At 66.8% G+C, this 26,194-nt stretch carries 25 protein-coding genes and 2 tRNA genes; 9 read left to right on the top strand and 18 right to left on the bottom strand.

Annotated features, from left to right (window positions below; all coding sequences use genetic code 11):
• Positions 1-103: 103 nt before the first annotated feature.
• From ABD708_RS02880 to dnaA, 12 genes are all read right to left on the bottom strand, one after another.
• On the bottom strand, positions 104-568 hold the full coding sequence (locus ABD708_RS02880; RefSeq protein ID WP_344751773.1) for a ferric reductase-like transmembrane domain-containing protein: 465 nt from the start codon (positions 566-568) through the stop codon (positions 104-106).
• 8 nt (positions 569-576) lie between these two features.
• Entirely contained in the window at positions 577-1,428 is an 852-nt protein-coding gene (locus ABD708_RS02875; protein WP_344751772.1) for a ferric reductase-like transmembrane domain-containing protein, read from the bottom strand.
• A gap of 239 nt (positions 1,429-1,667) precedes the next feature.
• A tRNA-Ala gene (locus tag ABD708_RS02870) sits at positions 1,668-1,740 on the bottom strand.
• A gap of 21 nt (positions 1,741-1,761) precedes the next feature.
• Positions 1,762-1,835 (bottom strand) — tRNA-Ile (locus ABD708_RS02865).
• Positions 1,836-1,928: 93 nt separating this feature from the next.
• Positions 1,929-2,339 carry a DUF3566 domain-containing protein gene (locus tag ABD708_RS02860; RefSeq protein ID WP_344751771.1) on the bottom strand — a complete coding sequence of 137 codons (411 nt, stop codon included), beginning with the start codon at positions 2,337-2,339 and terminating at the stop codon, positions 1,929-1,931.
• Positions 2,329-4,920, bottom strand: coding sequence for a DNA gyrase subunit A (gene gyrA / locus ABD708_RS02855; protein WP_344751770.1), 2,592 nt, complete (start codon positions 4,918-4,920; stop codon positions 2,329-2,331). Before gyrA ends, ABD708_RS02860 begins: the two co-directional genes overlap by 11 nt.
• Before the next feature lie 31 nt (positions 4,921-4,951).
• The gene (gyrB, locus tag ABD708_RS02850) at positions 4,952-6,955 is read right to left on the bottom strand and encodes a DNA topoisomerase (ATP-hydrolyzing) subunit B (RefSeq protein WP_344751769.1); all 2,004 of its coding nucleotides are present in this window, start codon (positions 6,953-6,955) and stop codon (positions 4,952-4,954) included.
• 122 nt (positions 6,956-7,077) lie between these two features.
• Positions 7,078-7,404 (bottom strand): DciA family protein, encoded by a 327-nt coding sequence (locus ABD708_RS02845; protein ID WP_344751768.1) that lies wholly within the window; start codon positions 7,402-7,404, stop codon positions 7,078-7,080.
• Between the two features lie 161 nt (positions 7,405-7,565).
• A complete protein-coding gene (gene recF / locus ABD708_RS02840; RefSeq protein WP_344751767.1) occupies positions 7,566-8,750 on the bottom strand; it encodes a DNA replication/repair protein RecF in 1,185 nt (394 codons plus the stop codon).
• Positions 8,751-8,864: 114 nt separating this feature from the next.
• Positions 8,865-9,752, bottom strand: coding sequence for a phosphogluconate dehydrogenase (NAD(+)-dependent, decarboxylating) (gnd, locus tag ABD708_RS02835; protein ID WP_344751766.1), 888 nt, complete (start codon positions 9,750-9,752; stop codon positions 8,865-8,867).
• 22 nt (positions 9,753-9,774) lie between these two features.
• Positions 9,775-10,920, bottom strand: a complete 1,146-nt coding sequence (dnaN, locus tag ABD708_RS02830; RefSeq protein ID WP_344751765.1) for a DNA polymerase III subunit beta — start codon at positions 10,918-10,920, stop codon at positions 9,775-9,777.
• Positions 10,921-11,366: 446 nt separating this feature from the next.
• Positions 11,367-12,809 carry a chromosomal replication initiator protein DnaA gene (gene dnaA, locus ABD708_RS02825; protein WP_344751764.1) on the bottom strand — a complete coding sequence of 481 codons (1,443 nt, stop codon included), beginning with the start codon at positions 12,807-12,809 and terminating at the stop codon, positions 11,367-11,369.
• A 379-nt stretch (positions 12,810-13,188) separates the two neighbouring features.
• On the opposite strand from dnaA, the gene rpmH reads away from it, so the two are divergent.
• From rpmH to ABD708_RS02780, 9 genes are all read left to right on the top strand, one after another.
• Positions 13,189-13,326, top strand: coding sequence for a 50S ribosomal protein L34 (gene rpmH / locus ABD708_RS02820; RefSeq protein WP_120789077.1), 138 nt, complete (start codon positions 13,189-13,191; stop codon positions 13,324-13,326).
• A gap of 13 nt (positions 13,327-13,339) precedes the next feature.
• Positions 13,340-13,678, top strand: a complete 339-nt coding sequence (gene rnpA, locus ABD708_RS02815) for a ribonuclease P protein component (protein WP_344751763.1) — start codon at positions 13,340-13,342, stop codon at positions 13,676-13,678.
• Positions 13,675-14,046: a membrane protein insertion efficiency factor YidD gene (yidD, locus tag ABD708_RS02810; RefSeq protein ID WP_344751762.1), complete on the top strand. Its 372-nt coding sequence runs from the start codon at positions 13,675-13,677 to the stop codon at positions 14,044-14,046. Before rnpA ends, yidD begins: the two co-directional genes overlap by 4 nt.
• Positions 14,047-14,056: 10 nt before the next feature.
• On the top strand, positions 14,057-15,046 hold the full coding sequence (yidC, locus tag ABD708_RS02805; RefSeq protein ID WP_344751761.1) for a membrane protein insertase YidC: 990 nt from the start codon (positions 14,057-14,059) through the stop codon (positions 15,044-15,046).
• Positions 15,047-15,071: 25 nt separating this feature from the next.
• Positions 15,072-15,551, top strand: coding sequence for a Jag family protein (locus ABD708_RS02800; RefSeq protein WP_344751760.1), 480 nt, complete (start codon positions 15,072-15,074; stop codon positions 15,549-15,551).
• 121 nt (positions 15,552-15,672) lie between these two features.
• Complete coding sequence (rsmG, locus tag ABD708_RS02795) at positions 15,673-16,296, top strand: 16S rRNA (guanine(527)-N(7))-methyltransferase RsmG (protein WP_344751759.1); 624 nt, start codon at positions 15,673-15,675, stop codon at positions 16,294-16,296.
• 46 nt (positions 16,297-16,342) lie between these two features.
• Positions 16,343-17,239 (top strand): ParA family protein, encoded by an 897-nt coding sequence (locus ABD708_RS02790; RefSeq protein WP_425553234.1) that lies wholly within the window; start codon positions 16,343-16,345, stop codon positions 17,237-17,239.
• A complete protein-coding gene (locus tag ABD708_RS02785; RefSeq protein WP_344751758.1) occupies positions 17,239-18,198 on the top strand; it encodes a ParB/RepB/Spo0J family partition protein in 960 nt (319 codons plus the stop codon). The genes ABD708_RS02790 and ABD708_RS02785 overlap by 1 nt, the downstream gene beginning before the upstream one ends.
• A 19-nt stretch (positions 18,199-18,217) precedes the next feature.
• Positions 18,218-18,544 carry a DUF952 domain-containing protein gene (locus tag ABD708_RS02780; protein ID WP_344751757.1) on the top strand — a complete coding sequence of 109 codons (327 nt, stop codon included), beginning with the start codon at positions 18,218-18,220 and terminating at the stop codon, positions 18,542-18,544.
• Here the strand turns inward: ABD708_RS02780 and ABD708_RS02775 are convergent.
• From ABD708_RS02775 to ABD708_RS02750, 6 genes are all read right to left on the bottom strand, one after another.
• On the bottom strand, positions 18,534-19,511 hold the full coding sequence (locus ABD708_RS02775; protein ID WP_344751756.1) for a D-alanine--D-alanine ligase family protein: 978 nt from the start codon (positions 19,509-19,511) through the stop codon (positions 18,534-18,536). The two genes, ABD708_RS02780 and ABD708_RS02775, sit on opposite strands and share 11 nt — an antisense overlap.
• 15 nt (positions 19,512-19,526) lie before the next feature.
• A complete protein-coding gene (locus ABD708_RS02770) occupies positions 19,527-20,840 on the bottom strand; it encodes an aminotransferase-like domain-containing protein (protein ID WP_344751755.1) in 1,314 nt (437 codons plus the stop codon).
• Between the two features lie 155 nt (positions 20,841-20,995).
• Complete coding sequence (gene trxA, locus ABD708_RS02765) at positions 20,996-21,322, bottom strand: thioredoxin (RefSeq protein ID WP_344751754.1); 327 nt, start codon at positions 21,320-21,322, stop codon at positions 20,996-20,998.
• A gap of 22 nt (positions 21,323-21,344) precedes the next feature.
• The gene (gene trxB / locus ABD708_RS02760) at positions 21,345-22,334 is read right to left on the bottom strand and encodes a thioredoxin-disulfide reductase (protein ID WP_344751753.1); all 990 of its coding nucleotides are present in this window, start codon (positions 22,332-22,334) and stop codon (positions 21,345-21,347) included.
• A gap of 76 nt (positions 22,335-22,410) precedes the next feature.
• Positions 22,411-24,021, bottom strand: coding sequence for a murein biosynthesis integral membrane protein MurJ (gene murJ / locus ABD708_RS02755; protein ID WP_344751752.1), 1,611 nt, complete (start codon positions 24,019-24,021; stop codon positions 22,411-22,413).
• Positions 24,014-26,194: a DUF6049 family protein gene (locus ABD708_RS02750; protein ID WP_344751751.1), complete on the bottom strand. Its 2,181-nt coding sequence runs from the start codon at positions 26,192-26,194 to the stop codon at positions 24,014-24,016. Before ABD708_RS02750 ends, murJ begins: the two co-directional genes overlap by 8 nt.

Below are 26,194 nucleotides of genomic sequence, written 5' to 3'. Positions count from 1 at the left end.
GCCTCACGCCCGCACCCACGCGAAGGCGAGGCTGGCCAGCACGAGCACCGAGCCCATGGCGATGACGAGCCGGGTGACCCATTTCTGCCGCACGTCGCTCCTCTCAGACCATGTCGAATCGTTCGCTGCTGATGCGGGCTGGGGGAACGCCGACCTCGACGAGGGCGTCCTCCATGGCATCCATCATCTGGGTCGGTCCGCAGATCAGGTACTCGTAGCGCCGGAACTGCGCGGGCAGCCGCCGGCGGAGCAGCTCGGCGCTGATTCGACCGGCCTCGCCGGTCCATGACGGGTCGGGCCGGCCGAGCACGTGCACCAGCGTCAGGTTCGGCAGCGCAGCTTCGAGCTCGGCGAGCTGCTCGCGCAGCACGATCTCGTCCCAGCTCGGGCTGCCGTAGAAGAGCGTCACAGGGCGCACGTCGCCACGCTCCCTCATCGTCGCGAGCATGCTGACGAACGGGGTGACGCCGACACCGCCGGCGATGAACACATAGCCGGGCGCCTGCCGCCGGTCCATCGAGAAGACCCCGTGCGGACCGTCGACGTACACCCGCGTTCCGGGCTTCACGGTCGGGATCAGCCGGGTGAAATCACCCGCCGCCTTGATCGTGATGCTGATCGCGCCGCCCGAGGGTGTGTCGGCGGCGGACGAGAACGAGAACGGATGCTGTGTGACGCTGAACGGCGAGCGCCCGACCGCGATCCACCCGAATTGCCCGGATCGAAGCTGAACCCCACGTGCCCGACCGGCTTGACGACCAGGGTGCTCGCGTTGCCGAGTTCCGGCCGCACCTCGACGACGCGCCAGGGCCGCCGATAGCGCGCAAGCGGGCTGATCACGCGGATCCACAGCAGCAGGAAGACCAGCCCGCCGATGTAGGCGTCGTACACGACGTGGCGCACGACGCCCACGACGTAGAAGCCGACGAGGCTCGCGTGCAGCAGGGCGAACAGCACGACGGCGACGGCGAGCAGGCCGTGGGTGATGTGCCACACCTCGTAGCTCACCCGCAGCCGCTGCCGCCACAGCGAGAGCACGACCAAGGCGAGCAGGGCGATCACGCTCGTGAACGCGAACCGGGCGCGCCACGGCGCCGTCGCGAGGTCGAGCAGCGGCAGGTACTTCGGATCGGCGAAGAACAGGATGATCGGATGCGCGAGCGCGAACCCCAGCCCGAAGAAGGTGATCTGCACGTGGTATTTCAGCAGCGCATCGATGCCGAACGGAGCCGCCACCGTCTGGAACCGGGCGATGAGCGCGAACTGCAGGGCGAGCACCGAGAGCCCGACGAAGCCCAGGGCCACGGAGAACTCGACGAGGAACGCGCGCCCCGGCGGGTTGTCCTGCCCGACGACCAGCAGCAGCGGCGCGAGGCAGAACGCGAGATAGAGGAAGATCCAGACCAGCCCGCTCAGCAGGTTCCTCACACCGGGACCCCCTCCCATCTGCACGGACGCTCTCACCCTAGCTTTCGCGGGCGTAGTCGAGCACGACCACGCCCGTGCTGGTGCGCACCAGCTCCACCGCGGACGAGGGGGCCGGAAGGGTGTCTTGCGAACAACGAGAAGTGCTGGGATGTCGCCCGCCTCGAATCGAGACGACATCGCCGCACTGTTCGACGCCTGCCGAGAAAGCAAAACGCCCGACCAGCAGGCCGGGCGTCGAGTGGAGCCTAGGAGATTCGAACTCCTGACATCCTGCTTGCAAAGCAGGCGCTCTACCAACTGAGCTAAGGCCCCCGAAGGAGAAATAAAAACGAGTGGGGCTACCAGGACTTGAACCTGGGACCTCTTCATTATCAGTGAAGCGCTCTAACCGCCTGAGCTATAGCCCCGTGAAACGGACCTGTTAGAGATTACCGGACGATTGCTGCTGCGGCGAAATCGTGCCGGGAGAACCCTGGGACAGGCATCCGCCCGAACGGAAATCAGTTGTTGGTGAAGCCCACCAGCAGGCCCCCGGTGATCTTCACCGACAGGTTGTAGAGCAGCGCGATGACCGCTCCGAGCGCGGTCACGACGATCAGGTCGAGGATGCCGACGATGATCGAGAAGCTCATCACATTGCCGAGCCCGACCGCGTCGAGCAGACCGCTCGAGCTCTGGCCGCCGATCGAGGAGAACAGTTCTGCGACCTGCTTGAACACGCCGGTCTGCGTCAGCACGGTCCACAGCAGGAATGTGGCGACGATGCCGATGATCGCGATCGCGAGGCCGGCGAGGAACGACACCTTCACGGCCGACCAGAAGTCGACGTAGACCAGCTTGAGGCGGACCTGCTTCGACGTGGGGCGCTTGGCCGTCTTGCGGGCGAGTCGCTCGGCGACGCTACTGCTCATCTGTCGGTTCACCCTCCGCCGGGCCCGTCTCTACGGGCTCTGTCGTTTCGGTAAGTACTGCCTCTTCGGTACCCTCGCTCGCCTCACTCACCACGTCGTCACCGGCGAGCTTCCGCTCGACGTTGCGCGCCAGGGCGATGATGCGGTCGTCATCCGCGAAGCGGGCGAAGACGACGCCCATAGTATCCCGGCCCTTTGCGGGAACCTCTGAGACGGCCGTACGCACGACCTTGCCGCTCTGCAGCACGACGAGCACCTCGTCGTCCTCGTCGACGATGAGTGCGCCGGCGAGGTCGCCGCGGTCCTCGACGAGTTTGGCGACCTTGATGCCGAGGCCGCCGCGGCCCTGCAGCCGGTACTGGTCGACCGAGGTGCGCTTGGCGTAGCCGCCTTCTGTCACCGCGAAGACGAAGCCGGAGTCGCTGACGACGGATGCCGCGAGCAGGCTGTCGCCGTCACGGAAGCTCATGCCCTTGACGCCGCTCGTCGAGCGGCCCATGGGTCGCAGCGCGTCGTCGGTCGCGGTGAAGCGGAGCGACATGCCCTTGCGTGAGACCAGCAGCACGTCATCCGTGTTCTCCACGAGCAGCGCCGAGATCAGCTCGTCGCCCTCGCGCAGCTTGATGGCGATGATGCCGCCGGTGCGGTTGGTGTCGTATTCCTCGAGCGGCGTCTTCTTGACGAGGCCGTCGCGGGTCGCGAGCACGAGGTGCGTTGCGACCTGGTAGTCGCGGATGTCGAGGATCGCCGCGATCTGCTCGTCGGGCTGCATCGCGAGCAGGTTCGCGACGTGCTGGCCCTTCGCGTCGCGCCCACCCTCCGGCACCTCGTACGCCTTGGCGCGGTACACCCTGCCCAGGTTCGTGAAGAACAGCAGCCAGTGGTGCGTCGTCGTGACGAAGAAGTGGTCGACGATGTCCTCGCCGCGCAGTTGCGCGCCGCGCACGCCCTTGCCCCCGCGGTGCTGGGAGCGGTAGTTGTCGCTGCGGGTGCGCTTGATGTAGCCGCCGCGCGTGACGGTGATGACCATCTCCTCTTCGGGGATCAGATCCTCGATCGACATGTCGCCGTCGTAGCCGAGCAGGATGTCGGTGCGGCGCTCGTCGCCGAACTTGTCGACGATCTCGGTGAGCTCGTCGCTGACGATCGAGCGCTGACGCTCGGGCGACGCGATGATCTCCTTGTACTCGGCGATCTCGCGCTCGAGGGCCTCGAGGTCGTCGATGATCTTCTGCCGCTCGAGGGCGGCCAGACGGCGCAGCTGCATCGCGAGGATGGCGTTGGCCTGCAGCTCGTCGATGTCGAGCAGTCGGATCAGGCCGGTGCGGGCCTCGTCGACGTCCGGCGAGCGGCGGATCAGCGCGATGACCTCGTCGAGCGCGTCGAGCGCCTTGACCAGACCGCGCTGGATGTGCGCCTTCTCCTCCGCCTGGCGCAGCCGGAACTGCGTGCGGCGGACGATGACCTCGATCTGGTGGTCGATCCACGCGGTGAGGAAGCCGTCGAGCGAGAGCGTGCGGGGCACGTCGTCGACGATGGCGAGCATGTTCGCGCCGAAGTTCTCCTGCAGCTGGGTGTGCTTGTACAGATTGTTGAGCACGACCTTCGCGACGGCGTCGCGCTTCAGCGTGATGACGAGGCGCTGGCCTGTGCGGCCCGATGTCTCATCGTTGATGTCGGCGATGCCGGCGAGCTTGCCGTCTTTGACGAGCTCGGCGATCTTGATCGCGAGGTTGTCGGGGTTGACCTGGTACGGCAGCTCGGTGACGACGAGAGCCGTGCGGCCGTTGATCTCCTCGACATTGACGACGGCGCGCATCGTGATCGAGCCGCGGCCCGTGCGGTAGGCATCGTGGATGCCCTTGGTGCCGAGGATCTGGGCGCCGGTCGGGAAGTCGGGGCCCTTGATGCGCTGCATCGCGGCCTCAAGCAGCTCCTCGCGGGTGGCCTCGGGGTGGGCGAGCGCCCACAGCGCGGCATCCGCCACCTCGCGCAGATTGTGCGGCGGGATGTTGGTCGCCATGCCGACCGCGATGCCTACCGAGCCGTTGACCAGCAGGTTCGGGAAACGGGCGGGCAGAACCATCGGCTCCTGCGTGGAGCCATCGTAGTTGGGCTGGAAGTCGACCGTGTCCTGGTCGATGTCGCGCACCATCTCGAGCGCGAGCGGCGCCATCTTCGTCTCGGTGTACCGCGGCGCGGCGGCGCCGTCATTGCCGGGCGAGCCGAAGTTGCCCTGGCCGAGCGCGAGCGGGTAGCGCAGCGCCCATGGCTGCACGAGGCGCACGAGGGTGTCGTAGATCGCCGAGTCGCCGTGCGGGTGGTACTGCCCCATGACGTCGCCGACGACGCGCGCGCACTTCGAGAACGGGCGATCGGGGCGGTAGCCCCCGTCATACATCGCGTAGATCACGCGGCGGTGCACCGGCTTCAGGCCGTCACGCACCTCAGGCAGCGCACGGCCGACGATGACGGCCATGGCGTAGTCGAGGTACGACCGCTGCATCTCCAGCTGCAGGTCGACCTGGTCGATCTTGCCGTGGATGTTCGTCTCGTCGGTACCGGGGGTCTCGTCAGACATGTCTTCTTCTCTTTACGGATGCCGGCAGGTTCTAGACGTCGAGGAAGCGGACGTTCTTGGCGTTCTTCTGAATGAAGTGGCGCCGAGAGTCGACGTCGTCGCCCATCAGGGTCGCGAACACCTCATCGGCTGCGGCCGCGTCCTCCATCGTGACCTGCCGCAGGGTGCGGGTCTCGGGGTTCATGGTCGTGTCCCAGAGCTCCTCGAAGTTCATCTCGCCGAGGCCCTTATAGCGCTGGATGCCGTTCTCCTTCGGCAGCCGGTGCCCCGCGGCCTGCCCGGCGGCGACGAGCGCGTCACGCTCGACATCCGAGTAGACGTAGTCGTGCTCGGCGTTCGTCCACTTGAGGCGGTAGAGCGGCGGCTGCGCGAGGTAGACGTAGCCGAGCTCGATGAGCGGCCGCATGTAGCGGAAGATCAGCGTCAGCAGCAGGGTTGTGATGTGCTGGCCGTCGACGTCGGCATCCGCCATCAGCACGATCTTGTGGTACCGCACCTTCTCGGGCTTGAACTCCTCGCCGAGGCCGGCGCCGAACGCGGTGATCATCGCCTGGATCTCGGCGTTGGCGAGCGCGCGGTCGAGGCGCGCCTTCTCGACGTTCAGGATCTTGCCGCGCAGCGGCAGGATCGCCTGGGTCATCGGATTCCGGCCCTGAGTCGCGGACCCGCCGGCCGAGTCGCCCTCGACGAGGAAGATCTCGCAGATCGTGGGGTCCTTCGACTGGCAGTCCTTGAGTTTGCCCGGCATGCCGCCGCCCTCGAGCAGACCCTTGCGGCGGGCGGTCTCGCGCGCCTTGCGGGCGGCCATGCGCGCGGTCGCCGCTTGGATGCCCTTGCGGATGATGTCGCGCGCCGCGTTCGGATTGCGCTCGAACCAGTCGCCGAGCTGGTCGCCGACGACCTTTTGCACGTAGGACTTCGCCTCGGTGTTGCCGAGCTTGGTCTTCGTCTGGCCTTCGAACTGCGGCTCGGCGAGCTTCACCGAGATGACCGCAGTGAGGCCCTCGCGCACGTCCTCGCCGGAGAGGTTGTCGTCCTTCTCCTTGAGGATGCCCTTCTCGCGGGCGTAGCGGTTCACGAGCGTGGTGAGCGCCGCACGGAAGCCCTCTTCGTGCGTGCCGCCCTCATGCGTGTTGATCGTGTTGGCGTAGGTGTGCACGCTCTCGCTGTACGCGGTCGTCCACTGCATGGCGACCTCGAGCGCGATCTTGCGCTCGGTGTCCTCCGACTCGAAGTGGATGATCTCGTCGTTGACGATGTCGTTCTTCTTGATCGAGTTGAGGTACTCGACGTAGTCCTCGAGGCCGCGCTCGTAGTGGAATACGTCGACACGCGCCTCGATCGGCTCGCCCTCGTCGTCGGTCTTCTCGAGCGTGCGCTCGTCGTGCAGCTCGATCGTGAGCCCCTTGTTGAGGAACGCATACTGCTGGAAGCGCGAGCGCAGTGTCTCGTAGTCGAACTCGACGGTCTCGAAGATCTTCTCGCTCGGCCAGAACGTGATGGTGGTGCCGGTCTCGTCGGTCTCCGCCCCCTCGGCGAGCGGCGCCTGCGGGTGTCCGTCGTGATAGCTCTGGGTCCAGACGTGGCCCTGGCGCTTGACCTCGACGTCCAGGCGGCTCGAGAGCGCGTTCACGACCGAGGAGCCCACGCCGTGCAGGCCGCCGGAGACCGCGTAGCCGCCGCCGCCGAACTTGCCGCCGGCATGCAGCACCGTGAGCACGAGCTCGACGGTGGAGATACCCTCGGGCTGGTGGATGTCGACGGGGATGCCGCGCGCGTTGTCGATGACCTGCACGCCGCCGTCCTCGAGCAGCGTCACGATCACCCGGTCGCCGGAGCCGGCAAGGTACTCGTCCACCGCGTTGTCGACGATCTCCCACACGAGGTGGTGCAGACCGCGGGGTCCGGTCGAGCCGATGTACATGCCCGGACGCTTCCGGACCGCCTCGAGGCCTTCGAGCACCTGGATCTGGTTCGCGCCGTAGCTCTCATCCTTCGAGCCTGCGCCGGCCCCTGTCGTCGGTTCGGTCGTCATGTGAAATTGCGCTCCTGACCCCAGCAAACTTGACATTCCATCTTATCAGGAGGGGGTGTGTTTCCCGGGGCTCTGCGCCGTTCTGACGCGTTTTTTACACGCGCGACATGAGATTTGCCGTCTCAGCCGTAAGTATCGCGAGGACCGCGCCATTGCGCGGACCTGCGACCATATTTCCAGCTCGGTACGTCCGGTCCGTTGAAGCGGATCGATTGGATGCCTGCCCGCGGGTACCTCTGAGCGATTGCAGTCAGCAACTCGACGCGCATGAGGCGCAGCTGCGTCGCCCAGGCGGTCGAGTCGCATTGGACGGTCAGCACGCCGTCTTCGATGCCGAGCGGCTGCGACCTCGCCGCGGTGTCCTCGCCGACCAGCTCGGCCCATGCTCCGATCAGCTCGGCCTTGTCGAGCTCGGAGTCCCAGCCGAGCTCGGTCGTGAGCGCATCCATCACGGATCCGAGCCCGCGCGGGTCTCGCCCAGCACCGAACGGCTCAGACCCGGGTTCTCCACCGTCGTGTCCCCGGCGGCTCTTCTGCGCGCGCGGCGTCGGCCCACCGAACAGCTTTTTGAGACGGAGATAGACGGCGGACGCCTCGCTGGTCGGCTCGCTCACTCCGCCACCACCTCTCCCGCGCGGATCTTGACGAGGCGCGCGCCGAGTTCCTCCGGGACGTCCTCGAGCACCGCGGCCGTGATCAGCACCTGCTCGAAGTCGCCGATCGCGCCGGCGAGCGCGCGTCGCCGAGCCGAGTCCAGCTCGGCGAAGACGTCGTCGAGCACCAGCACCGGGTCGCCGATGGCGGATTCCGCGCGCAGCAGTTGCGCCGACGCGAGCCGCAGCCCGAGCGCGAACGACCATGACTCGCCATGACTCGCGTACCCCTTGGCGGGCAGCTCGTTGAGCTCGAAGAGCAGGTCGTCGCGATGCGGCCCCACGAGGGTGAGCCCTCGCTCGAGCTCCTTCCGCCGCACTCCCGCGAGTGCCGCCCGGAACGCCTCCGCTGTCGCACCACTGCCAAGCTCTGAAGAGGCGCCTTCGGTGCCGCCTCGAAGGGTCGGCCCCCCGGCATCCGTCTCCTCCTCATCGCCGGCTGCGCCATAAATACTGAGCCGCTGCGAGATCTTCGGATGCTGGTCGACGCCGGCCACAGCCCGGTACGCCGCGCGCAACGGCTCGGCGAGCTCGACGACGAGCGCCTCGCGCCGGTCGATGAGCTCGCTACCGAGCTCGATGAGCCGCTCGTCCCAGATCTCCAGGGTCGAGAGCTGCGACTCCTTGATGCGCTGGGCCCGTGCCGATTTCAGCAGGGAATTGCGCTGGGTGACGATGCGCGCGTAGTCCGCCTGCACGCCGGCGAGCCGGGGTGAGCGCTGCACGAGAAGCTCGTCGATGAAGCGCCGCCGCGTCGACGGTTCTCCGCGGACGAGCGCCAGGTCCTCTGGTGCGAACAGCACGCTCGAGAAATACCGCGGCAGCTCGCGGGTGCGCACCGCCGACCGGTTCACCTGCGCGCGGTTCGCAGAGCCGCGATTGAGCTGCACCTCGACGAGCAGTTCACGATCGACGTGACGAAGCAGGGCACGGATGACGGCGGCATCCGCCCCCGCCCTGATCATCGCTGAATCGACCGAGGTCCGGTGCGAGCCGAGCGTCGCGAGATACCCGAGCGACTCGACGAGGTTGGTCTTGCCCTGACCGTTCGGGCCGACGAACACGGTGACGCCCGGCTCGAGCTCGAGCTCGGCATCGCGGTAGTTGCGGAAGTCGCTCAAAGAGAGGCGTTTCACGTGCAACGCTGCAGCCTCCCCCGACGCCGAAGGTTGAGGAGCCGCCGAAGGCGGCGTCTCGAAACCCTCGGCGAACTGGTTTCGAGACGCGCTGCGCGCTCCTCAACCAGCGGTCATGAGCTAGTCGACGGCCTTCACGGCGTGGCCGCCGAACTGGTTGCGCAGTGCGGCGACGGCCTTCATCGCCGGCGAGTCCTCCTGGCGGGAGACGAAGCGGGCGAAGATCGACGCCGAGATCGTGGGCAGCGGCACCGCGTTGTTGATGCCCTCTTCGACCGTCCACCGGCCCTCGCCGGAATCCTGCACATAGCCCTCGATGTTCTGGAACTCGGGGTCCGCCTCGAGGGCGCGCACCAGCAGCTCGAGCAGCCAGGAGCGCACAACCGTGCCGCGCTGCCATGCTTTGAAGGTGCCGGTGACGTCCTTGATGATGTCCTTGCGGGTGTCGAGCAGCTCGTAGCCCTCTGCGTACGCCTGCATCAGCGCATACTCGATGCCGTTGTGCACCATCTTGGCGTAGTGGCCGGCGCCGACCTCGCCCACGTGCACGAAGCCTTCCTCGCGCGGACCCTCGGGGCGCAGCGCGTCGAAGACGGGCATGACGCGCTCGACCTGGGCCTCGGAGCCGCCCACCATCAGGCCGTAGCCGTTCTCGAGACCCCAGACGCCGCCGGAGACGCCGGCGTCCATGTAGTCGATGCCCTTGGCGGCGAGCTGTTCGGAGTGACGGAAGTCGTCCGTGAACTTCGAATTGCCACCGTCGATGATGAGGTCGCCCTTCTCGAGCAGTCCCTCCAGATCGTTGACCACGGCGTCCGTGATCTTGCCGGCCGGCACCATGATCCACACGGTGCGCGGGGCGGGAAGCGCCTTGACGAGGTCGGCGAGGGTAGCGACGTCAGAGACCGCGGGGTTGGTGTCGTAGCCGGTGACCTCGACGCCGTTCTTCTCGAGGCGGGCGCGCATGTTGTTGCCCATCTTGCCGAGACCAACGAGACCGATGTGCATGAGTGGTCCTTCTTCTTGTCGACTACCGCAGCAGAAGATTCGGCTGCAGCAGGTACTTGTACGTGTCGCTCCCGGCCTGTTCCCTGCTGGTCTGGCTCGTGATGAGCACCGGACCGGGCTTGTTGGGGTTCTCGGTCTTGGTGAACGAGATGCGCACGAATTCCGAGTGCACCGAGCTCAGACCGTCCAGCAGGAACTGGGGCTTGAGCGAGACGACAGTGTCCTGCCCAGTCAGGAGGGCGTCGATGCTCTCCGAGGCCTGCGCCTGTTCGGAGCCGATGGCTTCGAGCGTCAGGCCCTCTGACGTGAAGGTGTAGCGCAGTGCGGCTTCGCGCTCGAGGACGATCTGCACACGGCGGGTCGCCTCGATCAGCTCGGCGGTGTTGAGCACTGCATAGTTGTCGACGGATTCCGGGAAGAGCCGCTTCACCGGGGGGAAGTTCCCCTTGATCAACAGCGAGGTCACCGTCTTCTTCTCAGCGGTGAACGCGATCAGCTCGCGCTCGTCGTTGTTCTGGATGGCCACCGATATGTTGCCGGCGTGGCCGAGGGTCTTGCCGATCTCCTGCAGGGTACGGGCGGGAACGAGCGCACTCGCCTGCTCGACGCCGCCAGCCGAGCCGTCCCAATCGATCTCGCGAACGGCCACGCGATAGCGGTCTGTCGCGACGAGGCTGAGCGCGTTCTCGGCGATCTCGAGCTGGACGCCGGTGATGACCGGGGTCACATCGTCGCGCGACGCGGCCACGCCGACCTGGGCGACCGCTTCGGCGAACGCATCCGCCGGTACCACGCCGCTGAACTGCTCGATCTGCGGCAGAGTCGGGTATTCCTCGACGGGCATCGACAGCAGTGTGAAGTGCGACGAGCCGCAGCTGACGGCGATCTTGCCCTCATCGGTCGAGAACTGCACGGGCGCGTTGGGCAGGCGGGAGACGATGTCGGCGAGCAGGCGCCCCGAGACCAGGATGGTGCCCGGCTCGGAGACCTCTGCGTCGATCTCGGTCTGCGACGAGACCTCGTAGTCGAACGAGGAGAGCGAGATTCCGGAGTCGGTCGTGCGGATCAGGATGCCGGAGAGGATCGGCAGCGTCGTGCGCTGCGGCAGGAGTTTGACAGCGAAAGAGACGGCATCGCTCAGAACGTCGCGATTGGCCTGAAATCGCAAAACACACCCCTGGAAAGTCGGCGGACGGAAGTCGTCACCATGCTAGCGCCGCGATCGGAGCGCGCAGACAAGCGTGTGATTCGATCGGCCCGACTGTGGAGGTTGGGGAATCGCTGTCTTACAAGAATCTCGGTTAACGGTCTTAACGGATGTGGAGAGTGTGGATAACTCGGTGCACGCCAGTCGTGGCACCGGAACTACATTCCTGTCAGTTGTGAGCGGGGTGTGGTGAGGCGGCGATCCGCGCAATGACAAGGGAGTCGCTGAAAACCTGTCATTCACACGAATCGGGCGGTCCCCCACATCCGGCGGGCGGTTATGCCTTAACACTCCACAAGTTATCCACAGTGTGAAAAGGCGCGGCAGAACGGATGCAAACGCAAGTCCTCACTGCGGGGGACAGCAGCGCCCGGCGACTGGGGAGCGCGCAGCGCTCCTCGAAGCCGTCAGCGGCGGGTTTGCTTGATGCGGCTGGTCAGCTCGGTGACCTGGTTGTAGATCGAGCGGCGCTCCTTCATGAGCTCGCTGATCTTCTTGTTCGCGTACATCACGGTGGTGTGGTCGCGGTTGCCGAACAGCTGGCCGATCTTCGGCAGCGAGAGATTGGTGAGCTCACGGCAGAGGTACATCGCGATCTGCCGCGCGGTCGCGATCGCCTGTGAGCGCGAGGAGCCGTAGAGGTCGTCGACCGACAGCTTGAAGTAGTCGGCCGTCGCGGTGATGATGTCGACCGGCGCGATGATGTTGTCGTCGTCGAGCGTGATGAGGTCTTTGAGCACCGTCTGCACGAGCGTCATGTCGACGGGTGTGCGATTGAGGCTCGCGAACGCGGTCACGCGGATGAGCGTGCCCTCGAGCTCGCGAATGTTGCTCGACACCTTCGTCGCCATGAACTCGAGGATGTCGTCGGGCACCATGACCTTCTCGCTCTGCGCCTTCTTGCGCAGGATCGCGATGCGGGTCTCGAGGTCGGGAGCCTGCACGTCGGTGATGAGACCCCACTCGAAGCGCGAGCGCATGCGGTCCTCGAAGCCGGTGAGCATCTTCGGCGGCAGATCGGAGGTGATCACGACCTGCTTGTTGTGGTCGTGCAGTGTATTGAAGGTGTGGAAGAACGCCTCCTGCGTCTCCACCGCGCGCTGCAGGAACTGGATGTCGTCGATCAGCAGGATGTCGATGTTGCGGTAACGCGCTTGGAAGCTCGCCCCGCGGTTGTTCTGGATCGAGTTGATGAAGTCGTTCGTGAACTCTTCGGAGCTGACATAGCGCACGCGGATGCCCGGATAGAGGCTCATCGCGTAGTGGCCGATCGAGTGCAGCAGGTGGGTCTTCCCCAGCCCGGAGTCGCCGTAGATGAAGAGCGGGTTGTAGGCCTTGGCGGGCGCTTCTGCGACGGCGACGGCGGCCGCGTGGGCGAAGCGGTTGGACTGGCCGATGACGAAGTTGTCGAAGCTGTACTTGGGGTTGAGGCGCGTGTCCGTGGCGCGGGGGGCGACGGTGACTTCGGCGGATGCCTGTGGCGGCGGCGCCACGGCGGTCGGGGTTTCCGCGTAGCTGCTCATGCTCGGTGCCTCGGGCTGAGGGGTCTCGGTCGCGGTCTGCAGCAGTTCCTGCTCGATATCCGGGTTCACGACGATCGCGAAGGTGGAGACCTGCAGTTCGGAGTCGAGGCCGCCGATGGCCGAGAGCAGAGGCAGCCGGCTGCGCTGCTCGATCATGCCTCTGGTGAACTCGTTGGGCACCTCGAGATAGAAGGTGCCGGCCATGATGCCCTTAGGTTCGACCAGGTTGAGGAAGCCGAGGAGCTGCGGCGTGACACGCTCGTCCTTCTCCAAGGTGGTGAGGATGGATCCCCACGCCTTGTCGAGCGCAGCGTCGCCGTCAGTCATGTGAGTCCCCGCGTTCCCCTGTAGTTATGCACAGCGTTATCCACCTCAGCGTCGCAAGAAAACGCGGGGCCCGTCGGGCTGACCGGACGGGCCTGGGGATAACTGTGAGTGCCACGGTAGTGAACCTGGAGCCTGTGGACAAATCCCCAACGGGGCATAGAACGGGCAGGTGTCGGCGTGTCTTGTGTGGCGGTTCGGGAATGTGTCGCCAGAATGGTTCGCTTGTTCTGGCTGAGAGTGCCGCCCTCGGTTTGAACTACACGTCTCGGCCCCGTACAGTTAATTGGTTGACTGCAGCCGGTCATTCGGCTGCTCCCTTTCCTTGAGGCCTTCGTCGAGATTCGACGTCGTGGCCGCTGCATCGATCGAGAGACGAACCATGACGAAGCGTACCTTCCAGCCGAACAACCGCCGCCGCGCCAAGGTGCACGGCTTCCGCCTGCGCATGCGCACCCGCGCCGGCCGCGCCATCCTCGCGGCTCGCCGCCGCAAGGGTCGCAGCGAGCTCTCCGCGTAGCACCTCGCTCGCGGTGCTCGCCAAGGCCAACCGCATCGTCCGGGCGAACGACTACAGGGCGGTGGTGCGGCGCGGGACCAGGTTCCCCGCACCCCATACCCTCACGTACGTGCGCATCACCCCGGGTGACTCGGCCAAGCGCTTCGGCTTCATCGTGGGCAAGACGGTCGGCTCGGCGCCGGTCAGGAACACCGTGCGACGCAGACTGAAGGCAGCAGCCTTCGAACTGCTCGACGAGGTTCCGGCCGGCGCCGATGTCGTGATCAGGGCCTTGCCAGCCTCCGCGCAGGCACCCTGGTCTACTCTCCATCACGAGATCTCCCAAGCCATCCATAGGGCAGGAACCCGATGACCACCGCGCACGCATCCGGCATCGCGCGCCCCGCCGCCGCGTCAGCGCTGCGCGTCGTCCGCTTCCTGCTTCTCCTCCCCCGCAACATCGTGGTTGCGTTCCTGAGTGCGTATCGCGCGGTGATCTCGCCGCTCTACGGCGATGTCTGCCGGTACTACCCGTCCTGCTCGGCCTATGCGCTCGGCGCGGTGCAGCAGCACGGCGTCGCGAAGGGCGGCTTCCTCGCCGCTCGACGTGTGGCACGCTGCCACCCGTGGGCTGAGGGCGGCGTCGACGAGGTGCCGGAGTCGCATACCCATCACTTCCACGTGACACGTTTCGGCTTCGTGGTCGACGAGCACGCGAACCCCGGCCAAGGAAAGGGCTGATCCCAACGAGATGAACCTCGAATCCCTCTATCTGACCGTTCTCTGGCCGATCCGCTGGCTCGTCGAGCTCGTCCTGGTTGCCTGGCACTGGATTTTCTCTCATGTCGGAATGGATCCGAATAGCGGCCTGACCTGGGTTTTGTCTATCGTCGGACTCGTCGTCGTCGTCCGTGCCGCTCTGATCCCCGTTTTCGTGCGGCAGATCAAGAATCAGCGCAAGATGCTCGAGGTCGCGCCCCAGATCAAGAAGATCCAGGACAAGTACAAGGGCAAGCGCGACCAGCTCTCTCGCGAGGCGATGAGCCGCGAGATGATGGCGTTCTACAAGGAGTCGGGCACCAATCCCCTCTCCTCCTGCCTTCCGCTCATCATCCAGATCCCGATCTTCGGTGGTCTGTTCGCGGTGCTGAACAATGCGCAGAACGGCCACGACGGCATCGGTGCGCTTAACCCGGCGCTCTCGCACTCCTTCGGCAACGCCTCGCTGTTCGGCTTCGCGCCGCTGCACGACAGCTTCCAGAGCGCGATGAACCACGCGGGCGGGCCGGTCGTGCCCGTCATGATCGTCGCGGCGATCATGGTCGCACTGATGGTCGCGTCGCAGTTCTACACGCAGCTGCAGATCATGTCGAAGAACATCTCTGACGAGACGAAGAACAGCCCGCAGTTCCGCCAGCAGCGCACGTTGATGTACTTCCTGCCGTTCATCTTCCTGTTCTCGGGCTTCGCCTTCCCGCTGGGCGTCATGTTCTACTGGCTCACCACCAACATCTGGACGATGGTGCAGCAGTTCCTCGTCATCCGCTCGATGCCCACGCCTGGTAGTGAGGCAGCCCGCGCCCGGGAGGAGCGCCTCGCGAAGAAGCGCGAGGCGATGATCGCGGCTGGCAAGCTGCAGGTCGCCGAGCCCGCCGTCGAGGGTGGCGAGGCCGTGGTGACCCGCGTCAACACCCAGCGTCAGCAGCCGGTGAGCAACAAGCGCAAGAAGAAGCGCCGTTAGGTCTACGAACACGAAGATGGATGCCATGAGCGAGACCACTACCCCGGACACCCCCGTCGTCGATGAGGGTGATCTGGCTGCCGACTACATCGAGGAGTTGCTCGACATCGCCGATCTCGACGGAGATCTCGAGATCGATGTGCGCAACGGCCGCACCTATCTCACGGTGACGGCGAGCGAGGGCGGGAACCTCGGCCGCTTGTCCCAGCAGGATGTGGTGCGCTCCCTTCAGGAGCTGACCCGTCTCGCGGTACAGAACCAGACGGGGGAATTCTCGCGCTTGATCCTCGACATCGGCGGCTCACGCGACGCTCGTCAGCAGGAACTCACCGCGCTCGTCGACGGCGCGGTTGCACGCCTCGAGGGCGGCGCTTCCAAGGCGGCACTGCCTCCCATGTCGTCGTATGAGCGCAAGCTCGTCCACGACCTCGTCGCCGAGCGCGGCTTCGTCTCAGAGTCGCACGGTGAGGGTGCAGAGCGTCATACGGTTATCTCGCGCGCCTGAGTGCGCGAGAGGGTTTCACGTGAAACACGAGTGCCTCGCGATCGCAGATCGCCCGGCGTCCGGCGCGCGACAACTCACAGGGTTGTCGCTCTGAGCGCCGAACGCACATGAAACGGATGCCATGACAAACGTAGAGCCGGAGCCCGCTGTTGCCGCCGAGCTCTTCGGCGACCGCATCGAGCTGGCCCGGAAGTTCGCTGACGCGCTCGCGCACCACGGCGAGGAGCGCGGGCTCATCGGACCTCTTGAGCTGCCTCGCCTGTGGACGCGGCACATCGTGAACTGCGCGCTCGCCGCTCCGCTGCTGCGGCCGGGCCGCGTCGGCGACGTCGGGAGTGGCGGGGGCCTGCCCGGTCTGGTGCTCGCGATCGCCCGCCCGGACGTCGACTTCACGCTGATCGAGCCGATGGAGCGTCGGGTCACGTGGCTGAATGAGCAGGTCGCAGCTCTCGGGCTCGGCAACGTGGAGGTGCTTCGTGCACGCGCGGAAGAGGCGCCGCGTTACACCTTCGACCAGGTGACAGCTCGTGCGGTGAGCGCCCTCCGCAAACTCGTGCCGATCACTGCGCCGCTCCTTCGACTGGGCGGCGAGCTCGTGCTGCTCAAGGGTGCGGGAGCGCAGGCGGAGATCGATGCGGCGGCGAAGGAGCTGCGCAAGCACCGGGTGCACGATGTCGAGGTGCTCGTGCTCGGCGAGGGCCTCCTCGCAGAAGTGACCCGGGTGATCCGGGCTACAGTGAACTAGACCTCCTCCACGCCGACCGTCGAACCGAGAAGGACAGCCGTTTCACGTGAAACACCCTGAGCAGGACCCGTCCGATGTCGCCGCTCCCCCGTTGCTGCGGGAGCTGACCGACATGACGCGGCGACGCAACATCGCCGAGCAGCAGGTCCTGCCTCTGCCGTCTCGTACCCGCATCTTCACGATCTCGAATCAGAAGGGCGGCGTGGGGAAGACGACGACTGTCGTCAACCTCGCCTCGGCCCTCGCGAAGTACGGCGCGCGAGTGCTCGTGATCGACCTGGATCCACAGGGGAACGCATCGACCGCGGTCGGCGTCGAGCACCGTGAGGGCACCCCGAGCGTCTATGACGTCGTCGTCGGTGAGACGCCCATGGAAGATGTCGTGCAGCAGAGCCCCGAGTCCGAGAGCCTGTTCTGCGTTCCCGCGACCATCGACCTCGCCGGTGCGGAGATCGAGCTCGTGTCGATGGTCGCGCGCGAGCAGCGGCTGGGTCGTGCTCTGCAGGAATATCTGGAGCGCGCCGATTTCGACTACGTCTTCATCGACTGCCCGCCCTCGCTCGGCCTGCTGACGATCAACGCCTTCGTCGCAGCAAACGAGGTCCTGATCCCGATCCAGTGCGAGTATTACGCACTTGAGGGTCTCAGCCAGCTGCTCAAGAACATCAAGCTCATCGAGAAGCACCTCAACCCGAAGCTGAAGCTCTCAACGATCCTGCTCACCATGTATGACTCGCGCACGAACCTGGCACACCAGGTCGCCGCCGACGTCCGCGAGCACTTCCCCAAGGAGACGCTGGAGGCGGTCATCCCGCGGTCCGTCCGCATCTCCGAGGCCCCCAGCTACGGTCAGAGCGTCATCGCCTACGACTACGGATCGTCCGGGTCGCTCGCGTACCTCGAAGCCGCCGTCGAAATCGCACGAAGAGGAGTACCACGGTAATGGCGAAGCGCACAGGTCTCGGTCGAGGCATCGGTGCCCTCATCCCGTCCGCGCCCACCGAGCCGGGGGCGCGCCCGGCCGACGTCTTCTTCTCCTCGACGAATGCGGCGCCTACGGTGACGATCGATGAGAATGCCGATGAGCTGCTAGCCGTTCCCGGAGCTCGTCTCGCGAGCCTCTCCCCCGCCGATATCGTCCCGAACGCGAACCAGCCGCGCACCGAGTTCGACCAGGAACTGCTCGACGAGCTAATCGCCTCGATCCGCGAAGTCGGGGTGCTGCAGCCCATCGTCGTGCGTCCCCACCAGACCGACGAGGGCAAGTACGAGCTGATCATGGGCGAGCGTCGCCTGCGCGCTACCAAGGCGCTCGGGCTCGACGCCATTCCGGCGGTCATCAAGGACACGCAGGACGAGCACATGCTGCGCGACGCGCTGCTCGAGAACCTGCATCGTGCGCAGCTGAACCCGCTCGAAGAGGCGTCCGCGTATCAGCAGTTGCTTTCCGATTTCGGAATCACGCAGGAAGAGCTCGCCGGGCGCATCGGCCGATCGCGCCCGCAGATCTCGAACACGCTGCGCCTGCTGAAGCTGCCTGCCCCCGTGCAGTCGAAGGTCGCCGCCGGCGTGCTCTCGGCAGGCCACGCGCGGGCCATCCTCGCGGCTGGCGATGTCGAGGCGATGGTCCGCCTCGCGGACAAGATCGTCAACGAGGACCTCTCGGTGCGCCAAGCGGAAGCGGCCGTCAGCAAGACCGCGAAACCTGAGCGCACCAAGCCGACCGCGGGGCGGCACAAAGGTCACCTCGATGAACTCGCTGAGCGCCTCGGCGACCGGCTCAACACGCGCGTCAAGATCGGCCTGTCGTCGCGCAAGGGTCAGATCACGATCGACTTCGCGACCATTCAGGACCTGAACCGGATCCTCGCCGAGCTCGGCGAGACCGGTTATGCGGGGTAATTACACCGATGTGTTTCACGTGAAACGCGAGATCCGCGAGTTGCTCCACTTGGCCCATCGCTCCGACTGGGATGCGGCGCGCGTGGATGGCATCTATCGAACCCTGACGCGTGGCGCGACGTTCGCCGAAGCGGGGTTCGTGCACGCGTCCTATGCCGATCAGCTGGCACGCGTCGCGGAGTTCGTCTATTCGGATGACGGGGGCGAGCTGTGTGTCCTGGTGCTCGACGCGGATGCGATCCGTGCTGCGGGCGTCCGTGTGATCGACGAGGACGGCGGCGATGGCGAGCTCTTTCCGCACATCTATGGAGCGTTGCGTGCGGAGTGGGTGACGGCTACCGACTGAGCAAGGCCTGGTCGAAGTCCTTGATCGCCTGTTCGGCGAGACCGACGTAGACGGCACCCAGGTCGAAACCGGCCGCCTGAATGGCGAGCGGGACGAGCGAGGTCTCCGTGAGTCCGGGCAGAACGTTCGCCTCGAGGAACCACGGGGTGCCCTCAGCGTCGATGATGAGGTCGACACGGGAGATGTGGCGGAGTCCGAGCGCATTGTGGGCCGCGACCGCAGTCCGCGCTGCGCGCTCGGCGACCTCCGCGGCGAGTCGCGCCGGCGTGAAGAAGTGGGTCTCGCCGGCGTTGTAGCGCGCCTCGAACGAGTAGACGCCCTGATTCGGCGCGATCTCGACGGCCGGAAGTGCCTGTGGACCGTCGCCGAGGTCGAGCACCGTGACCGCGACCTCGGTGCCGACGACCTTGCGCTCCAGCAGTGCGACGTCGGCGTAGGTATATGCGGTGACCATCGCACGCGGCAGGTCACTCTCGTCGTCGACGATCGTGACGCCCTGCGCGCTGCCCCCCTGCGAGGGCTTCACCACGAGCGGGGCGCCGAGGAAGTCGCGCAGCGTGCTCAGCACGGCGTTCGCGCCGAGCTCGCGGAAGGTCTCGCGCGGCAGCGTGACGGACTGCGGGGTGGGCACGCCTGCGCGCGCGACGACGGTCTTCGCGATGGGCTTGAGCCAGGCGACGCGGGCAGGTTCGGGCTCTGCGCCGACATACGGCACACCGGACGCCGCGAGCAGTGCGCGCAGCGCGCCGTTCTCGCCGCTCGCGCCGTGCAGCGCGGGCCATACGACGTCAGGGCGCTCCTCGCGCAGATAGGCGAGCAGCTCGGCATCCGGTTCGCGCATCGTGACGCGGTGCCCGTGGGACTGCAAGCCGTCCGCGACCCGGCGGCCGCTGCGCAGCGACACATCGCGCTCATGTGAGATGCCGCCGGCGAGCACCAGAACGTTGAGCCGTTCGAAATCATTCATGATCAGGACTTCTTCCTAGCGAAGGTCGCTGGGCGGGAAGGCGCCGCGACCCATCCTGAGCTGGCTCAGCTCCCCTGTGCCTGCGAAGGTCTCGAGCAGGTCGAGCTCGCCGCCGATGACATTGGCGAGACGGCGGATGCCGACGCGGATCTGGTCGGGCGTCGGGTAGCAGAACGACAGCCGGATGTTCTGCCGCCCGTTCCCGTCGGCATAGAAGGCGGTGCCCGGCGTGTAGGCGACGAGCTCCTTCACGGCGCGGGGCAGCATCGCCTTCGAGTCGAGGCTCTCGGGCAGGGTGAGCCAGACGTAGAAGCCGCCGTTGGGGTTGGTCCAGGACAGCTCGGGCAGGTGCTCCTGCAGGGCCGCGAGCATCGTCTCTTTGCGCTCGCGGTAGACGCCGCGGAAGGTGTCGATCTGTCCGCGCCAGTCGGCCTGCGAGAGGTACTCCGAGACGACCAGCTGTGTGAACGACGACGGCGACAGCACGGCGGCCTCGTTCGCGAGGATCAGCTTCTCGCGGATGGCGTGCGGCGCGAGCGCCCAGCCCAGGCGGAACCCGGGCGCGAGCGTCTTGGAGAAGGTGCCGAGATAGACGACGCCCTCCTCTTCGATCGAGCGCATGGCCGCGGGCGGGCGGTCGCCGAAGTAGAGCAGGCCGTAGGGGTTGTCCTCGAGCACGAGGATGCCCTCGCTCTTGCAGATCTCGAGGATCTCGAGCCGCCGCTCCCAGGTGAGCGTCACACCCGCCGGGTTGTGGAAGGTCGGGATCGTGTAGAGGAACTTGATGCGGCGGCCGACGGTCTTGAGGCGCGCGATGTGCTCGCGCAGCGCACCGGGGATGAGGCCGTGCTCGTCCATGGGGACGTGGTCGACGTCGGCCTGGTAGGAGTTGAAGATCACCATCGCGGTGACGTAGCTCGGGCCCTCGGCAATGACGACGTCGCCCGGGTCGATGAAGAGCTTGCTGAACAGCTCGAGGGCGTGCTGTGAGCCGGTGGTGACGACGACGTCGTCGGCCGAGCCGCGGATGCCTTCGAGCGCCATCACCTCGAGGATCTGCTCGCGCAGCGCCGGGACGCCCTGGCCGGAGCCGTACTGCAGGGCCACCGGCCCGCGCTCGGCCATGACCTTGTCCATCGCGCCCGTCACGAGCTCCTGCGGAAGCGCGGAGACGTACGGCATGCCGCCGGCGAGCGAGACCACCTCAGGCCTGGACGCGACGGCGAAGAGGGCTCGGACCTCGCTGGCTGCCAGGCCGGCCGTGCGGGCGGCGTAGGAGTCGTACCAGGGGTCCAGGTTGTTGCCCTGCGCGGGCGAGCTCTCGGTCACGTGTGTGCGTCCAATCTTGACGATTCGACAATCGTAACCAGCGCGTACGTGAAGAATGGCCCCGTTCCACGCGGAACGGGGCCATTCATGCCTGATTGGCTATATGCCCGATCGTTTCGAGACAGCCGCTACGCGGCTTCCTCAACCATCGGGAACTACGCCAGGAAGTCGGCCAGGTCGTGCTCGAGAGCGGGCTTCGGCTTGGCGCCGATGACGGTCTTCTTGACCTCGCCGCCCTGGTAGACCTTCATCGCCGGGATCGACGTGATCTGGTACTTCGCCGCGGTGGCCGGGTTCTCGTCGACGTTGAGCTTCACGATCTCGATCTTGTCGGCGTGCTCGGCCGCGATCTGGTCGAGGATCGGCGAGACGGCGCGACAGGGGCCGCACCATTCCGCCCAGAAGTCGACCAGGACGGTCTTGTCGGAGTTCAGGACGTCGGCCTCGAACGAGGCGTCGGTCACAGCCTTTGCAGCGGACATTTCTCTTCTCCTTTAGGGGTGGCTAGTTTGCGGGCTCGAACACGGCATCGACGGATGCCGCGGCCTGGTCGAGCTCGGCGAGGTAGTGCTCGGCGTCGAGGGCGGCGACGGTGCCCGACGCCGCGGCGGTGACGGCCTGGCGGTACGTCGGGTCGATCACGTCGCCCGCGGCGAACACGCCGGGAACGTTGGTGCGCGACGACCGCCCGTCGACGGCGATCGTGCCCGCGGCGGTCAGCTCGAGCTGACCGTGGAACAGGTGCACGCGGGGGTCGTTGCCGATCGCGATGAACAGGCCGTCGAGCGCGAGCTCGCTCTCGGTGCCGTCGACGGTGTCCCGCAAGGTGACGCCGGTCACGGCATCCGTGCCCGAGATCGCCACGACCTCCTTGTTCCACGCGAACTCGATCTTCTCGTTCGCGAACGCGCGCTCCTGCATGATCTTGGAGGCGCGCAGGCTGTCCTTGCGGTGGATGACCGTCACCTTGTCGGCGAAGCGGGTGAGGAACGTCGCCTCCTCCATCGCGGAGTCGCCGCCGCCGACCACCGCGATGTTCTTCTGGCGGAAGAAGAAGCCATCGCAGGTGGCGCACCACGAGACGCCGTGGCCCGAGAGGCGCTCCTCGTCGTCGAGGCCGAGGCCGCGGTAGGCCGAGCCGGTCGCGACGATGACGGTGCGGGCCTCGTGGGTCTCGCCGGAGCCCAGCACCACGCGCTTGACGTCGCCGACGAGTTCGACGGCGACCACGTCGTCGTAGACCACCTCGGCGCCGAAGCGCTCGGCCTGCTCCTGCATCTTGATCATCAGATCGGGGCCCATGACGCCCTCGGGGAAGCCGGGGAAGTTCTCGACCTCTGTGGTCTTGGTGAGCTCGCCGCCCGCCTCGACGCTCGACGCGATGACGAGCGGGTTCAACTCCGCGCGAGCCGCGTAGATGGCCGAGGTGTAACCGGCCGGGCCGGACCCGATGATGATGACGTCGCGAACGCCGTTCTCAGTCAAGTCGTTCATAGATGCAGCATGCTCCCTGACGTTGCGAACCCGGCGTCAGCCGGGTCCTGGAAGGTAGAACACATAGTAGGTCGAGTTATTCCGCTCGCTGAGAACGCCCCACGCGGCGGCGCAGACGGCCCCAGGCATCCATCAATTCAGGAGTTCTGAACGCCCGCAGGACGAGAACGTATGCCGCGAGCATGACGACCCCGACGATGATCATCGCCACGATCGCGGTGAGCTTGCTCGCCGTGGCGAAGCCGGCATGGCCGCCGAGGTGGTCGACGCCGAAGAGCGTCAGATAGCCGAGGACGGTCGCGACGGCCGCCGCCACGAAGCCCTGGGCGATGGACTGGCCGACCGCGCGCAGCTCGAGCCCGTGCAGCCTGCGCCGCAGGAAGACCATCGACAGCACCGTCTGCACAGTGCCGGCGATCGAGACGGTGACGGCGATGCCGACGGCGCGGATGTCGACAGGCAGCGACAGGCACACGGTGAGGCCGATCACCACGAGCAGCGACTGGATCAGCGTGTACACGAAGGGCGAGCGGGTGTCGCCGAGGGAGTACAGCGCGCGCAGGCTCACGAAGCCGACGACGGAGGGGACAAGGCCGATCAGGAACCCGATCAGCACGAAGCCGTACGGAACGTAGTCGAGCGTGAACACGCGGGAGAACGAGAACGCGGTGACGATGAGCACGGCGGCGCTGATCGAGATCAGGAGGACGATCTGGCGCACGGCGGCCGAGTAGTCCCTGCGGAAGGCGCCGAAATCCTGGTCGCGGGCGTGCTCGGACATGCGGGTGAAGTACGCCGTCACCACCGAGACGGCGATGATCGAGTACGGCAGCATGAAGATCAGCCACGTGGTCGTGATGCCCTGCGGGCCGGCCTGGTGGGGGCCTGAGGCGCTGTTGGCGATGCGGGTCTGGTAGATGCCGGCGAGCTGCGAGCACAGCAGCATCGCGAAGGTCCAGCCGGCGGCCTTGCCGACGGTGCGCAGCTCCATTCCGCGCCACCGGAAGTCGAAGCGGAAGCGCAGTCCGACCCGCCGCCAGAATGCGAACAGGACGACCGCCTGCGCGACGATGCCGATCGTCGAGCCGCCCGCCAGGATGAAGATCTTCAAGGTCGGCCAGTCGCCGACCGTGCGCACCGGCAGCGGGCCGTACAGCACCAGGAACAGCGCGAGCGACGCGATCGAGATGATGTTGTTGAGCACCGGCGCCCATGTGAACGGGCCGAAGGAGTTGCGCGCGTTGAGCACCTCGCCGAGCAGCGAGTAGAGGCCATAGAAGAAAACTTGGGGCATCGACCAGAGCGCGAAGGCGACCGCGATGTCGAACACGCGCGGGTTGTGCACGCCGAGCAGCGACATCAACTGCGGCGAGAGCAGGGTCGCCGCGGTGGTGAGGAACGCGAACACGACCATGCCGAGGGTGACGAGCTTGTTGACGTAGGCCTGACCTCCGTCCCGGTGCTTGGCCGCGCGCACGAGCTGTGGGATGAGCACCGCGTTGAGCACGCCCTGGCTGATGATCGCGTAGATCGTGTTCGGTGCCTGATTGGCGGTCGCGAACGCGTCGGCGATGAGACCGGTGCCGCCGATGGCCTGCAGCAGCAGCCACTGCCTGCCGAAGCCCAGCACGCGCGAGACGAGCGTGCCGCTCGCAAGCAGCGCGGTCGCGCGGCCGATGCTAGCCACGCGGGCTCCCATCTGCGGGCTGGTCGGCGTCGGCATCCGTTCTCTCCTCATCGGAGTCGTCGTCGGCCTCGTCCTTCTCACGGCGGCGGCGCTGGATCGTGCGGAGCAGGCCGAAGCCGAAGAAGCCGACGACGATGATGCCGAAGACGACGGCGCCGATGCCCTCCCAATCGGCGTGCACGTCGATCTCGGCGCTGTGCGAGGCGCCGATGGCGACGCCGGTCTTGCTGTACAGCTGCAGGGCGAGGTGCACCGTGCCGTTGCTCAGCTGCGCCTTCACTGGCACCAGCACCTTCGCGCTGGACCCGGCGGCGATCGTCTTCACCGTGTCGGCGTCGACCTCGAGTCGCGCAGATGACGGGGTCGCGCGCAGCACGACGTCGACCGGGTGCGCGAGCTTGTTGGTGACCGTGATCGGGATCAGGGCCTGACGGGATGCCTGGCGGATCGAGCCGGGGGCGCTGATCTGCACCGCCGTGACCTCGCTGTGCATGGTGGCGAGCTGTTTGCTCACCGCGGCGGCCCAGTCGCCCGAGCCGACCCAGCCGACCGAGAACAGCTGCAGCAGCCGGGCGCGGACGTCACCCGTGAGCAGCTCGGGGGTGGAGAGCACGGTCGAGAACCTGGCGATGTTCACCTCATCGGGCGAGCCGCCGGTGCGGGGCTCCCCCGCCAGATCCAGCAGGGCGCGGGCGCGCTGCAGGCGGTCATCGGAGTTCTTGTGGTCGACGAGGGCGAGGCCCTCCGTCGGCTTCTGCGCGAGAGCCTGCCGCAGGGTGGCCGTTCGCGTGAACCGGGACGAGAGCGCGGTCGTCAGCGCGGTGGCGGCCCGGGCGTCGTCGGTCGGCCAGGTGCGCCCGAGAGAGGCGAGCACCACCGTGCCGGGCGCCGCGCTCTCCGCGGCGAGTGCGAGCTGCGCGTTGAGCTGTGCCGTCGCGACCGTCGATGTCGTGGGGTCCGACGCGGTGGCCGCCGCCTGGAGCGCAGAGCTGACGGCGTCGTCGACGACGAGTGCCGTCCCCCCGCTCGTCTTCAGTGCTGCCCCGGAAGTGGTCGTCAGCGTCGCGGCGTTGGTGTTCGCCGCCGACACGATCGTCGTCTTCAAACCGGCGGCGGCGAGCGCCGTGAGGTCGGAGGAGCCGACGGTTCCTGACGCCGGCCATGCGATGCCGCTCAGCTTGTAGGGGAAGCCGGTGAGGCTGGAGAGCGTCGGGAGCTGGGGGCCGTTGGTGGGTGACGGCGTCGGGGTGGGCGTCGGGTCGGGCGTGGTCGTGGTCGGCTCGCCGACGGTGAGCGAGCCGCTGAAATCACCCAGCGCGTAGCTGAAGTCGGTCGGTTGCAGCGGCGAGGCCACTCCGGCCTGGATCTGCAGCGCCGGATCGGCGTCGCCGTACTGCAGGGCGAAGCTGAGGTTCGGGAGGTCGGCGAGCGCAGTCAGCCACGCCTGCGCGGATGCCGGCGCGTGCTGTCCGAGCACGCGCACGGAGACGAGGAGCATCGGGTCGATGCCGATCGTGACGTCCGGGTTGCTCTGGGCGACGCTGAGCTCGCGCGTGAGCACGCCGTCCGGGCCTGTGTAGGTGGCGAGGTCCTGCGAGGAGATCAGACCGGTGGAATCGGGCGGGGCGGTGATCGGCATGACGGCGGCGACGCTGACCGTGGCGGGCGTCGCGCCGGGCACGATGAGAGTGCCCGTTCCTGTGTTCAGCGCGCCGTCGGGGGTCGTCACGCTGGCCGAGAGACCGAACACTCCGGGTGCGGTGTTCGGGAGGCCGACGGATGCCGCAGGAATCGTCAGTTGCGCGACGAGCTGCGTTCCCCCGGCTGGAACCGTCGTCGTGGCTGCCGTGCCCAGATGTCGCGAGGCCACCTGCCCCGGGTGCTGCTGGAATTCGGCGAGGGCGCCGGATGCTTTGATCGCCGCGGTGGTCACCGAGACGGCGACCTGGCCGCTCGCGACCGCCTCGGTGCTCGGGTTCGTGATCACGACCGACACCTGGAGGTCGCCGCCGTCGGGCACGATGCCGCCGTCGGCGGCATACACCTGGACGGACGGCTCGCCTGTGGCATCGCGATGTGCGGCGCTCGCCGGGGCCGACGGAGCCGTCACGACGGCCCCGGTCACGAGAACGGCTGCGGCGATGAAGAGGTTCAGAGGCGCGCGTCGACGCAC

Source organism: Gryllotalpicola koreensis, from assembly GCF_039538185.1.
GTDB classification, from domain to species: Bacteria; Actinomycetota; Actinomycetes; order Actinomycetales; family Microbacteriaceae; genus Gryllotalpicola; species Gryllotalpicola koreensis.
Note: the sequence above shows the minus strand (reverse complement) of the source record. Positions and strands in the feature narration are given on the sequence as shown.